This window comes from Limosilactobacillus sp., from assembly GCF_051873035.1.
Lineage (GTDB): Bacteria > Bacillota > Bacilli > Lactobacillales > Lactobacillaceae > Limosilactobacillus.
Window position 1 is genome coordinate 1 of the sequence record NZ_JBJEEL010000022.1, and the last position, 13,589, is coordinate 13,589.

Here is a 13,589-nt window from a genome sequence, read left to right on the forward strand (position 1 = left end):
CCGAAAGTAGTTGGGGGATCGCTCCCTGCGAGGATAGGACGTTGCCACGCCAAGTGAAAAAGGATCGTCATTCAGTTGACGGTCCTTTTTTTGTAGGCTCTTTATCAATCGGTAAGGATGAAAAGAATTTGGAGAACTAGCCTAAGCCGCTTTGGCTATTGGTCTGGTTCTCTTTTTGATAATTCACGCATCATGAGATTGGAAGTCTTTAATGAAACGGGAATCCTGATTCGAAAATGGAAGAAGTTACGATAGCCATATACGGTTCGTTTGATTACCTTGATTTTATTATTGGTACCTTCGATTCGCCCGTTGGTTAGTTGGGTGTGAAAGCTGGTGATGATCTCCTGGCGGTGCTTGGCGAGGGTTCGCTTAACTCGTCTCATCGCGATTGGTAAATTATTCCGCTTGATTAACTGGTCCAATAAAGCCTGATTATGGTTACCAATCGCGGCTATTAAGTCTTGGTAGTATTCGTAAGCAGCCCCTAGATCTGGAGAGAAATCGAGTAGCTGTTCGACAACCTCTTGATTGGATAAAGTGTAGGTAATTAAGTAAGGATCCTTGATTCCGGTCCAAAAGTTGATATCCTTATTCATAAGGAATATATCTTTTCTAAGACAACTGAGTGGTTATGGGGATAACTTAAGACAGTTGTCTTTTTTATTTTTAAATCAATGGTACAGCTTATCCTTACCGAATATCATAGAACCTTTTTGTATCCTGTAACCTATTCCAGAGTTCACAAAAAATATGATCCTTGCTATAATCAGAACGTATGTACGGGGAGGTGTCGTCTGGTGGAATACCAATCACTGGTAAAATTGATTAAAAATAAGTATGGACTCCATTTTACGGACCTCCCAGAAAATGGTGGTGAGGGATTGGCATTAAAAAAGGGCCAGGCGCCGTTTATGGTACTTCACCGTCAACAGTCAGTGCGAATTGATGTACAATGCTATAGTTTTGCTGATGCCATCAGGGACCTTCCCGGCTTTGGCCAGGCTTTTTATCATCACGATCGGGAATGGGTTGGCTTTGACCTTAGCGCGGTTAGTGATCGGGCAGTGGAAAATATTGTTGACTATGCCTTTAGGGCGGCAGTTAATGCTGGCCGGGAAGAAATGAACCAGCAGCAATACGTCATCCTTCCGGAGGGCAACAGCGATGATCACTACCAGGCACAAACTATTCCGCAAGCAGTTGATCATCATAGCATTTCCCACCAAGATGAAGTTCCAGCACCCCTGCAAAGGGCTTTGACGGCCTATGATTATTCACTTCTTCCTGGCGAGCGACGAGATAAGAACTTCTATGACCAGGGCCAACTTTTAGCCGATTACGAGGATGATTATCCCGGCACGGTCCCACTGAAACGCTACTTTCCAACCTACCATACATTGGACACGGCCCAGCTCCGGACCTACTTTACCTGGCGGACCAAATTACGGCGGGGAGAATTTACCCCCGTTGCGGATTCGTATGCCTACCTATACATTTACGAACTATTAAATAATATCGGGGTCAGTACCCCTGAGGCGGGCTTTCGCCAATTACTTTGCTTTAAGGATAAGTATGCCGACCAGTTTGATCGTAAAATGGAAAACTACCTGGACCGGTGGCTACACGATTACGTCCTTTACTACCGGCTGGATCATAAAATTGCTAACCAGGTTTTCGCAGCAGAACTGACGGCTGACCGGGACTTCCATATCTTTTTACACCCTGAAGATTATCCTGCTGCCAAGTTAACGGTCGCGTTTGCGCACCACTCAACCTACCTTCAGCATAGCCGACTTTATCAAAAGTCAACCACCCACTTTGAGTCACTATTAAAGCAGGTTTGGCAAACGGTGTTACAGCTTCCCAATGGTCAGGGACAACAATACTTCGACCACTACGTTGCACGTCAGCAACTTACCAGTAACTTCTTCTTTGGTAACGCGGTCTTCTATTTTCATCCCCGGCAGCAAATGGCCGAATACCCGGTGGATTCGGTGCGCCGTTACCAGTTTAAGGGTCGACAATATTACTGCCAGGCCTTTAGCGCACAACCGGGAATAACGACTAACTTAAACGCCTTTCTCCATGAGCTTGACCGGCTCGTCCGCCAGCGCTTCAACCTGGGACACCCACTGAAGGCCCGCTGGTTACCACAGGCAGTTTTAACGGCCGTTGACCAGGGAATTCGGGATTACCAACGACAGCTGCAGGAAGCGCGCCGGCCCCAGGTTCAAGTTGATCTGGGCGACGTTGAACAGATTCGGCAAGCAGCGGCCGAAACCCAGGCCCGCCTGTTGACGGCTGAGGAACGGCAGGCTATTAAGGAGGAGCAGGCCGCGGTACCAAAACAGGCTACAACACCACCAGCGCCAGTCACCCGGCCGACCGTACCAACACCCCATGATGGGACCTCTCCACAAGCAGACCGGCACGGCCTGACTACTGACCAGCTTTTCTTACTTCGGGCGCTTTTACAAGGGACCCCGTGGAAAGACTACCTTAAAAAGCACCACCTAATGGTCTCCATAGTGGCGGACCAAGTTAATGCGACCCTGTTTGACGAAGTGGGTGATGACGTAATTGAATTTGATACCAATGACCAGCCGCAGATAATTGCGGACTACCGGCCAGACCTAGAAAAAATGTTTTTAACTTAAGGAGTGACGATAAATGGCCGAAACACAACGGGTACCTAAGCGGATTGCCCAAACAGTACTGCATTCACTCAAAGCCGGGGTAGTGCCACGGATTGGCCTCCCCTATATTACGGTCGGTTGTAAGGATGAAATTGCGGCCCTTCTTCACGACTTTGACGTTGTTGCCCAGGGCGGTGCTTCCTTTCACTTCATCGTCGGCCGTTATGGCGCGGGTAAGAGTTTCCTCTTGCAGGCAGTTCGTAATTACGTAATGGATAAAAACTTTGTGGTTGTCGATGGTGACCTCTCACCTGAGCGGCGGCTCCAAGGTACGAAGGGACAGGGCCTGGCTACCTACCGGGAGCTAATCCAAAACCTGGCCACCAAGACCCGGCCAGAAGGTGGGGCTCTGACCTTAATTCTGGACCGCTGGATCAACACGGTTCTACAAACGGTCGCAAGCGAAACCGGCCTAACCGAGGATGACCCCCACTTTAGTGCCGCCGTCGATAAAAAGATTGCGGCCGTCATTTCATCATTAAGTGAGTTGGTCCACGGTTTTGACTTCGCTAAGTTGTTAAACATGTACTACCACGCCTACCTTGATGACGATGAGGAGACGAAGGCGAAGGTGGTCAAGTGGTTCCGGGGCGAGTACACTCACAAGACGGAGGCTAAGCAAGAACTGGGGGTCAACATTATTATCAGTGATAGTGACTGGTATGAATACCTGAAGCTATTTGCTAACTTCTTCCGTCAGGCCGGGTACGCGGGACTGATAATCATGATTGACGAACTCGTTAATATTTACAAGATCCCCAATAGCATTAGCCGGCAGTACAACTACGAAAAGATTTTGACCATGTACAATGACACCTTGCAGGGGAAGGCGAAGTACTTAGGAATCCTCATGTGTGGAACTCCCCAGGCCGTCGAGGATAAACGGCGTGGTGTTTACAGTTACGAGGCCCTGCGCTCACGCTTGACCGAGGGTAAGTTTGCCCACGTGGGGGCCCAGGATATGTATGCGCCGGTAATTAAACTGGAGCCGTTAACGGCGGAAGAGATGCTGGTGCTGACCGAAAAACTAGCGGAGATGCACGCCCGTCTGTACAACTATGACCGGCAGATTACCGAAGACGAGCTAGCTAAGTTCATTAAGATTGAGTATGGGCGGATCGGCGCCGATACTAAGATTACCCCCCGGGAGGTGATCCGGGACTTCATTGAGCTGCTGGATATCGTTTACCAAAATCCGGCCACCACGGTTAGTGACCTACTGGATTCAGACCAGTTTAAGGGCCTGACAGAAGGTGAAGATTCGACGGCGGATCCGGACCAGTCCGGCCAGGATTATACTGAATTTACTATTTAGAAAGGAGCAACCAGGATGGACGTCTTTGCACATTACGCGCCCTTTATTCAGGACTATATTTACCGTCAGGGTTGGCAGCAGCTCCGGCCAATCCAGGTGGCGGCTGCTGAGGAAATCTTCGGTACCGACCACAATGTGTTGCTTTCGGCGTCCACGGCGGCCGGGAAAACCGAAGCGGCCTTTTTCCCGATCCTAACCGAAATGGCTAATGATCAGGCGGCTGACTCCATTAGTTGCCTCTACATTGCCCCACTAAAGGCGCTGATCAATGACCAGTACGGCCGCCTGACTGACCTGACCGCTGATACGGATATCCCGATTTGGCGCTGGCACGGGGATGTTGCCCAGACGCAGAAGCGGAAGATGTTGAAGAATCCATCCGGTGTCCTCCAGATTACGCCGGAGTCGCTGGAATCTTTCATGATCAATAAGCACATGGATATTCCCCACCTCTTCCACGGCCTCCGCTTTGTGGTGATCGATGAGCTGCACTCGTTTTTACGTAGTGACCGTGGTGGGCAGACCTTCTGCCTAATTGAACGTCTGAGCCGGTTAGCAGGGGTTAAGCCCCGGCGGATCGGCCTTTCCGCAACAATTGGTAACTTGAAGGCGGCGGCGCAGTTCCTGGGCGCCGGCAGTGGACACCGGACCGTGGTTCCCCGTGTAAAAAACACCCGGCAGGTTTGGCGTCTTTCGATGGAGCACTTTTACCAAACGGACCCGCAGGCCGCGAGCAAGGGCTTTGACCCGGCGGCCCCGGTAGAGCCTAAGACCGATACGGCTCCGGAGTTGGCTGACCCGGGGATTGGTTATATTTTTGAACATACTCGTGGTAGAAAGAGCCTGGTCTTCACCAACAGTCGGGAGGAGTGCGAGGCGGTTTGCCAGATGCTTCGTTCTTATAGTGCGGCCAAGCATGAACCCGACCGCTTTTTGATCCACCATGGTAACCTGTCGCCCTCCTTTCGCCAGACTGCCGAGGAGGCAATGAAAGACGATGATTCCTATCTGACGACCTGTGCTACAGCTACTCTGGAACTGGGGATTGATATTGGTAAATTGGAACAGGCCTTTCAAATCGATGCCCCCTTTACCGTCTCCGGCTTTTTACAGCGGATGGGACGGACCGGCCGCCGGGGGAACCCACCGGAGATGCACTTTGTAATGCGCGAAGAACACCCGGAGTCCCGGGCGATGCTGCCGGACCTCATTCCGTGGTCACTACTACAGGGGATTGCCCTCGTCCAGCTCTACCTTGAAGAGCGCTGGGTGGAACCGCCGGAACCGAACCGTCTCCCCTATAGTTTGCTCTACCACCAGACGATGAGTACGTTAGCATCCGGTGGTGAAATGAGCCCGGCCGAGCTAGCGGGACGGGTATTGCCACTAAACTATTTCCGCAACGTTAGCCAGGATGATTACCGGGTCTTGTTGCGGCACCTCATTAAGACGGACCAGGTTCAGCGAACGGAACGTGGTGACCTGATCGTCGGTATGGCTGGTGAACGGGTGGTCAATAATTTTAAATTCTACGCCGTCTTTCAGGAAAACGAGGAATTCAGTGTCCATGCTGGCTCAGAAGAGCTGGGGACGATCGTTAAGCCGCCGCCGGTTGGTGATAAAATTGCGATCGCCGGGCGCGTTTGGGTCGTGGAAGATATTGACCGCCAGCGCCACCAGGTTTACTGCCATGGTGTGAAGGGGCGGATCCCGGCCTACTTTGGGGATGTACCAGGTGACATTCACCCCCGGATCCTGGAGCGGATGCGCAAGGTCCTGGCAGAGAGTCAGTTGTATCCGTACCTGATGAAGAATGCCCGGGCCCGGCTAACCCAGGTTCGAGATACCTGTAACATTGCCGGCCTGCCGAACAAGCAGCTGATCAACCTGGGTGGTAAAATGTGGTGCTTATTCCCGTGGACCGGGAGTTACGCCTTCCTTGCCTTAGAGCGGTTACTGCGGATTAAGTGTGCCAAGCGGCTCAACTTGCGGGGCTTTAACTCGGCCCGGCCATACTTTATGGAATTCGCAATGGATGCCAGTGAAGAAGAGTTCTTTCAGGTCGTGGCGGAGGAAGCAGCAAAGGATTTTGATCCGTTAGACTTGCTATACCCAAAGGAAGTTCCGGTCTTTGATAAGTATGATGAATACTTGCCAGATGAGCTGGTATGCAAGGAATTTGCCCACAGTATTTTAGACGTCGCTGAGATGAAAAAGTGTGTGGCTCGGCTATGCCAAAGAAAAGATTGAAGGAGTGTGACAGAAGTCGTTGACTCACACCCCCGCGAACACAAATAGGCCTCAAGCGTTTGGATTTCCCGAATACTTGAGGCCATTTGTGTACCGCGTGGCTATATAACAGATTTAAGTCACAGCCCTTTTTTATTAATTAGGGCTTGCGTTTACGGGCGGGTATGTTATACTAATATTCGCTGGTAATTTGCTGACTTAGCTCAGTTGGCAGAGCACGTCATTAGTAATGATGAGGTCGGAGGTTCGAATCCTCTAGTCAGCATAAATTACACTTTATAAGTGTTCAGAAGTCTTCATGTCAGGTTGTTAAAAGCTTGATATGAAGGCTTTTTTGATACTTCTGATATTAAGATGAATTCTTTTTATATTGATCTAAATTACACCTCAGACACAATATCAGACACACTGGACGAGAAGAACAAAAGTTGTGTGTCTGAAAAATTAGAAGGGGCCTCGACACCTGATATATCAGCATTTATAAGCTAATTGTCAGTGTGTCTGGTGTGTTGAAAATCAATATTACGATATGATTGACTGTTGGCTACCTTATCGTTGATTGATAAGGTAGTCATTTTTTGTTTCTTTTTGGTGATTCAAAAAGAAATTGTTGGTCCAGTTGGCAAGTACAGCTGGTCGTTGTTGTTACTTATGGCGAAATCATAAGTAAATCAGATATGAAATCTCAAAAATGACCTTGAATGTCAATCTCGAGGTACTCATTTTTGAATGTAATATCTGATCGCTCGACAGGGTGCAGGGAAGCCTCGCAGGCTCCTCGCCAAGCTATAATTCGTATTACAAACTTGTTTGATATTACGAATTTAATTGCTTGCAAGTTCGTTTGTTCTTGTATTATAATATAGTTGAATAATTGGTATAGACCAATACAAAAAACAAACGAACCCGACGAAATGAGGAATTTAGTCAGTCGTTGTCACGAGCACGTGAAGACTGAAAATTTCTTTTGCCGTCAGGCAAACTGAGGAGGTCAAGAATGGATGGAACCATTAAAGAATAAATTGATTCAAGCCCGATTAAGTGAAAATGAACTTGCCGATTTTGAATCGGTAAAGCGTGAATTTGGTATTGCAGGTACTTCGAAAGCAGTGCGACAAATGATTGAGGATGAGAAGCTATTAATGCAAGCTAAAGAGAACTGGCAAAAGGGTAAGCGTGATGCCGTGACGGCTTTAGTCCAACAATTGAATAATCAAGACCGGCTACCGTTAGTTGAGGCAATCCATGGTCTGACAGATACTAAATCATCGTCGGAGTTGTCTATCGTGCGTAATCAATATGCCGATATTCAGCAACAACTCCAAGCTATTATGTATACAATTACGAAATCGGGGAATAATCTTAACCAGATTGCGCATGTTTTGAATGCCGCTAAGCAACAAGCCGAACAAGAAGATGACGATTTAACCGATGACGACTTATGGCGGTGGGTTGCTAAGCAGCTAGTCGAAAATAGTCGTGTTTTAGCTGAATTGCAACAAGAAATCATCAATCTAAAAAATGATACCGGACAAGCTAAGCTGGAAGCAGGTGGTGAAGTTGTCAGTCCTGGAAACTCACTCGTGTCGTAGTAGCTATAAACGTTTACAATATTTGTTTCAGGAACCACCACATAGTACAAAAAAACGTTGCAGCGAGTGCTAGCGTGTGACGGCTTTAACATTAAGCTGTTGCATAACCCCGATGGTAGTGTTACGACTACGCAAAATGGCGTGTACTTGGAAAAACAATTTAAGGCTAACCTAAAAAGAGCCCACAATCCCAAACGAAAGTATCAAGCGCAAACTTTAATTATTTCTTTCTCAGAAGATGAATTTGACACTTCAGATCTTAACCTACAAGCTAAACAAGCATTGGTGCTGGTTCAGCACTTTATTCATCAGCATTTTGCCGATGCACAGTCTATAATTGCAATTCAAGCAGACAGCGAAGGTGGAAAACTACACGCACATGTTGTTTTTAATACCATCAAGTCAAATGGTCGAACAATTCCAACTAATCGTTTCAACATACATAAACTACGATCCAGCTTTGACCGTGAAATGATCAATAACTACCAATTTGTTACAGGTCACAGATGGACTAATCCAATACATAACCAACAAGAAAGACAAGATGTTAATAATTTAACAACACGATCTGAATGGCAACAGAATTTAAAGAAGATAATCGCACAAGTTAGGTGCGAAGTAAACTCACTTAAGGAGTTTATCCGGCGCTTAAACGATGCTGGAATAACCGTGACTGAACGCCAGAAGGGAAGCGCCTGGACTTACCATCAAACAGTTCATGGTAAGTCATACAAAGTTCGTGACTTTTATCAACGAGTAGATAAACAAAATGGTGAAGTTTTGTCAACTCGCGGTTTGGGCCAAACGTTTACTAAAAGTTATTTAACAGGTTACTTTAAGCAGAAAGAAGTGGAGGAAGATACTAATGAACGACGACAATCAAAAGATGAAGAATTCGAAAAAATCAAAACGATGGCAAGAGATGCTCGAATCAGAACTGCTAGACAACAGCGACTCAACCAACTCAACCGACAACGAAGTGAAGCCGCCAAGGCTGAAGAGCAGAAACAGAGATCTCGCGGAAAAGCTAGACTATCTCATCGACGAGTCAGCAAAGCAAGGCGACGTCAATCGAGTGTCGAAGAACGTCGACAGCTTGAGCAACAAGCTCGACGAAAGCAAGCAAACACTAAAAGAACAGCTGAAGGACCAGAGCTCTAAAGTGGTTAAAGCAGTAGCTGATGCCCGAGCCATTGGTTATTCAGATGGGCTGGTCGGCCGTGTTGACGCGATGGACCAGAAAATTAGTGGGCTTGAGGCTGATATTAACTTACGCGAACAGAACTTGGATCAGAAGACCCAAGAGTGCATTGCAAAAGTGGCAGATCTGGACCAAGCCAGTAAATATCTAGAGAATTATACTCAAGTGGTTAATGATCAGCTAGTGCCCACTATGCGTAATCTAATTTTAGCCATGCGTGATGGAATCACCCACCATACCCAGGAAGTTACTAATGACGTTTATCGGCAATTAGAAAAAGATACAGGACTATCGGTAAAAGAAATCATTAAGACAGCTGTAAGTCAGAATTTTGCCAACGAACGTAAAAGTGCTGAAGAAGCTAGCGCTAGTGCCAAATTTAGTGCTAAAGCAAGTCAGCAATCAGTGAGACAAATTGCCACTATGTTGGGTAATTTCATGACTTTCCTTATTGTCTTTGGCATCGAATTGGTTATCTTAGTGGCCGTTGTTGCGGTTACGCCCGGATGGCAAAAGTTAGCAGTAGCACCAATTAGCTTAATAATGTGTGCATTTTTGGATTGGAAAATTTATAAGAAAGGGGGCTGGAGTTAATGTCATTCGATGTGAATATGATGAGTGATGAGCAGCTTGATGAATTGCTTGAAAAGCCAAAGAAAATTCCAACATGAAGAGTTGTGAACACTCAAACTGCCCGCGAAAAGAAACGTATTCGACAGCTTGAACTACATAATAAGCAATTAGAAGCAGCACGGTTATATCAAAAGAAGCGACAACGAGCGCGGTTGTTAGCGGCTAAACGTAATAAGGAGTTACAACAGCAAAAGCAAGCAAACCGAAAGAAGAAGGCAAAAGCAACTAAGGAAAAGGACGACGGTCTGGAATTATAGTCATGCTTTAAAGCAGAAAACCGCCTAGCCCTAAAGCTAGACGGTCGTCAAAGTCGCTAAACCATGCTATAATATAAGCGTAATCAGAATATATTATATTCAACAATTAGGCTGATAGCTTAACGGTAGCGCTCTTGTTCTGGTGTACGGCAATACACCACCAGCCAAGCGCAACAGAGTACACCCTCAAGGGTATCAGCTCCTAAGTTGACATCTTGTGCATTGGTGGTCGCCAGTGCACCTTTTTATTTTACCATGAAATGAGTATATAAGGCAGATTGTAAAATTTAAGTTGAACATTTGAGTGGACAGAAAAACCCATAAAGGTCTTTAATGGTGTTGCTTAACTAAATCCATTGAAAGAAGGACCTTTATGGGCACTACTATTTTATCATTTCACGATCGGGTTGTCATTGAAACGCTTCATAATGAAAAACGTTCCATATGATACATCGCTACTTACCTCGGTTTTAGTAAGACGACCATCTTCAACGAACTGCACCGTTTAAATGTCGCTTATCAAGCACGGCTGGCGCAGGCTGATTTTGAGCAGAAAGTGTCTCAACGAGGAAGAAAACCTTCTCTAACTAGCAATCTTAAGCGATTGATTGAAGAGAAAATTAAAGTCCAGAAATGGTCAGCTGAACAGGTCGCTCACGTTGTCGGAATCGCCTATAAATCAATCTATAACTGGATTGATCAAGGCCTACTTGATCTCCAACTACAAGACTTACCAGATCATGGTATTCGTCGACATCGTGCTAAAGAAAAGCGTGGTACTTTTAGTCCTGGGCGATCGATTGAAGAACGTCCAGCAGACATTGAGACTCGCCAGGAGTTTGGTCATTTTGAAGCTGATACAGTGCTTTCTGGTAAACGCAAAGGACAAGCCATCGCAACCTTTGTAGAACGAAAAAGTCGGCTGACAATCGTTAAACGGCTTAACGGGCGTGATAGCCAATCAATGAAACAGGCGGCAGTGGAACTGGCTCATCAACTCAACGGAAAGCTTAAGACCCTAACCGTGGATCACGGTAAAGAATTTGCGGATTACCGGGCGATTGAGAAATTAACCGGTACCCAGGTTTACTTTGCCCACGCCTACTCGCTTCACGAACGTGGCAGTAACGAAAACCGTAACCGGGTTTTGCGTCGCTTTATCCCCAAAGGAAAGCCGATTGAAGAGCTTAGTGACAACGAGTTGGTTCATATTAATTGGTACTTAAACTCTCGACCGCTTAGATGTCTTAACTGGCATTCACCAATTGAGATCTTTCTGCTTAATCTACGTCAGTAAATTGTTCAAGTTATTTCTTGCAATCTGCCATTTTTAAAATTTCCCAGGAAATAATTGATTCCTAGTATGGCATATTCTTGATTCGCTAGGAGACACTATTAATCGATGTTATGATATATAAAAATCACGTGAGGTGAAGCTGATGAAAGCAATTGTTGCCAAGCGAGTCTCAATGCTGGAACTGTTCTACGATCTGATCTTTGTGTATGCCATCTCCAGAATTACCGCGATGATCCATTATCCGGCTGCTGGTGGGCTACCGGTGCTTCCATATCTGGAATTCGCGATTGTGGTGATCATCGTGATGCAGATCTGGCTATACCAGGCCCTTTATATTAACCGCTTTGGGGAAAGCCGGCTGGTTGATAATATCGGCTTATTGATTAGTATGTATGCGATGACCTACCTGGCGAATAACATCAACACGGAATGGTCTACCACCTTCCGGACGTTCAATACGGCGGTTCTTCTGATTGTTGCTAATCTGATTTGGCAATATCTGTGCGGTTCAGGCAGCAATCCACTCCAGGACCGCGGCGTGCGCGCCTTTACAATCACATTATCGTTGGAATTCATTGCTGTACTGGCCGGTCTGGTGATTGGGTACCGGTACGGAATCTATCTGTGTGTTCTTGGCGGCTTGATCGGTTTCTTGATGCCGCTGACAATTTACCGACAGTTTGTACCTGATAAGGTTAACTTTCCACATCTGGTGGAGCGGTTGAGTTTGATTATCATCATTACCTTTGGGGAAATGTTGGTAAACGTGACTCGCTATTTCACTGGTACCCTGGTGAATCCGTTGGCGCTGGCGATCTTTGCCTTCGTGGCGGCGCTATTTGGTACTTATATCATTCAAAGTGAGTTGCTAATCAACCACCACCAGCAAACCAGGGGCTTTGTTCTGATGTATTCGCATGTCTTCACGGTGGTTGCGCTTCTATCCATGACCGCAGGACTGGACTACCTGACTATTTCAGCGGTTTCGCAAACGTTCCTGTGGGTATTCTTGTCGGTGGGCCTGATTGCTTATTACATTTGTTTATATTTCAATGGCGTTTACAATCGGCGGGGAAGGCTAGGCAAGAGCGATTATTGCTGGCTTGCGCTTATTCTTGTCGTTGGAATTAGTGTTGCCTTTGCTTGGCGGCGTAGTGACCTGGGCATTGTTTGTGGCTTGGCGCTGGCAAGCTTGGGACAATGCGGCTACTTGTTATTTAAGATAGTGCCGCGGAAATGAATTCTCTAAGTGTCCTCAGTTGATGGTATTTCATCTGCTGGGGACATTTTTATCTCAGCAATATAAGCGAACTTTAAATTTTTAAACACTGAAATAGTTCATAAATTATTTAAAAACAGGTTGATTTAAAGAAAAATGTTCGTTATTATAATGACACATTCGAATGTTGTTGTCTTATTGCTTAGCGAATTTCAAAGGAGTCATTCAATTATGCAGAGTCAATTTTCAACCGTCGAAGAAGCATTGGACCAATTGGTAAACGGTGGTTACATTATCCTCGCCGATAACGAAGACCGGGAAAACGAAGGTGACCTGGTTGCGTTAGGGGATGGCATCAAGGCTGATACGGTTTATGAGATGTTGAAGGAAGCCAACGGGCTGATGTGCGTGCCAGTGAGTGAAGGTATTGCCCACCGCTTGGGCTTTAAGAAGATGGTGGAACACAGTACGGATCCGAACCAAACACCGTTCATGGTTACCACTGATGGAACCTACGAGGCGACTGGCGTAACGACCGGGGTATCGGCCTATGACCGTGCGGCAACTATTCGGCAGATCGCCAAGCCAGATGCTAAGGCTACCGACTTCAACCACCCTGGTCACATCCAGCCACTCTATGCTCAACCCCATGGCCTGCGCGACCGGATCGGCCATACGGAAGCAGCAGTGGACCTGGCATACCTGGCTGGCAAGGCACCCGTTGCGGTGATCATTGAAGTACTGAAGGAAGACGGCACGATGGCTCGCCGTGACAGTCTAGCTGAACTTGCCCAGCGGGTTCACGTTCCGTTCCTCACCATCAGTCAAATCATCGAATACCTTGACGCAAAGGGAATCGACTACGCTGCTAGCTTGGCAAAGGTTAATGCATAACTGATTCTAGATAAAATTATTCACCTATAAATAAGAACCTCTCCTTTCTTACTTAGACTACCGGTAAGGAAGGAGAGGTTCTTAAGTTTTAAACAATTATTTTTTGCGTTAATAAGGAAATAGTTACCTAAATTAATTAGTATTATACATTTTATCTATGAATGAATGCTTTTTGCTTTTTTCCTAAATTTCAAGAATAAGTTAGCCACTGGACTCAAATAAATAATACTGA

General features: G+C 46.4%; 10 protein-coding genes, 1 tRNA gene and 1 pseudogene. 11 read left to right on the top strand and 1 reads right to left on the bottom strand.

Annotation, left to right across the window (positions count from 1 at the left end; all coding sequences use genetic code 11):
* Window positions 1–155: 155 nt before the first annotated feature.
* Window positions 156–599 carry an ISL3 family transposase gene (locus ACI31H_RS02320; RefSeq protein ID WP_439770389.1) on the bottom strand — a complete coding sequence of 148 codons (444 nt, stop codon included), beginning with the start codon at window positions 597–599 and terminating at the stop codon, window positions 156–158.
* 201 nt (window positions 600–800) lie between these two features.
* Between ACI31H_RS02320 and ACI31H_RS02325 the strand changes: the two genes are divergently transcribed.
* The 11 genes and pseudogenes from ACI31H_RS02325 to ribB all read left to right on the top strand — a co-directional run bounded on the left by ACI31H_RS02325 (window position 801) and on the right by ribB (window position 13,357).
* Window positions 801–2,660 (top strand): TerB N-terminal domain-containing protein, encoded by a 1,860-nt coding sequence (locus tag ACI31H_RS02325; protein WP_439770390.1) that lies wholly within the window; start codon window positions 801–803, stop codon window positions 2,658–2,660.
* Between the two features lie 13 nt (window positions 2,661–2,673).
* Window positions 2,674–4,014, top strand: coding sequence for an ATP-binding protein (locus tag ACI31H_RS02330; RefSeq protein WP_439770391.1), 1,341 nt, complete (start codon window positions 2,674–2,676; stop codon window positions 4,012–4,014).
* A 15-nt stretch (window positions 4,015–4,029) separates the two neighbouring features.
* Complete coding sequence (locus tag ACI31H_RS02335; RefSeq protein WP_439770392.1) at window positions 4,030–6,264, top strand: DEAD/DEAH box helicase; 2,235 nt, start codon at window positions 4,030–4,032, stop codon at window positions 6,262–6,264.
* Between the two features lie 192 nt (window positions 6,265–6,456).
* Window positions 6,457–6,529, top strand: a tRNA-Thr gene (locus tag ACI31H_RS02340).
* Window positions 6,530–7,265: 736 nt separating this feature from the next.
* Entirely contained in the window at window positions 7,266–7,856 is a 591-nt protein-coding gene (locus ACI31H_RS02345; protein ID WP_439770393.1) for a hypothetical protein, read from the top strand.
* A gap of 141 nt (window positions 7,857–7,997) precedes the next feature.
* Window positions 7,998–9,017, top strand: a complete 1,020-nt coding sequence (locus ACI31H_RS02350) for a relaxase/mobilization nuclease domain-containing protein (RefSeq protein WP_439770396.1) — start codon at window positions 7,998–8,000, stop codon at window positions 9,015–9,017.
* A 1-nt stretch (window position 9,018) separates the two neighbouring features.
* Window positions 9,019–9,651, top strand: coding sequence for a hypothetical protein (locus ACI31H_RS02355; protein ID WP_003674460.1), 633 nt, complete (start codon window positions 9,019–9,021; stop codon window positions 9,649–9,651).
* A gap of 83 nt (window positions 9,652–9,734) precedes the next feature.
* A complete protein-coding gene (locus ACI31H_RS02360; RefSeq protein WP_439770394.1) occupies window positions 9,735–9,947 on the top strand; it encodes a hypothetical protein in 213 nt (70 codons plus the stop codon).
* Between the two features lie 373 nt (window positions 9,948–10,320).
* Window positions 10,321–11,244 (top strand): annotated as a pseudogene (locus ACI31H_RS02365) (IS30 family transposase).
* Window positions 11,245–11,386: 142 nt separating this feature from the next.
* Window positions 11,387–12,484 carry a low temperature requirement protein A gene (locus tag ACI31H_RS02370; protein ID WP_439770395.1) on the top strand — a complete coding sequence of 366 codons (1,098 nt, stop codon included), beginning with the start codon at window positions 11,387–11,389 and terminating at the stop codon, window positions 12,482–12,484.
* Window positions 12,485–12,694: 210 nt separating this feature from the next.
* Window positions 12,695–13,357: a 3,4-dihydroxy-2-butanone-4-phosphate synthase gene (gene ribB / locus ACI31H_RS02375; protein ID WP_283594906.1), complete on the top strand. Its 663-nt coding sequence runs from the start codon at window positions 12,695–12,697 to the stop codon at window positions 13,355–13,357.
* The last annotated feature ends 232 nt before the right edge of the window (window positions 13,358–13,589 follow it).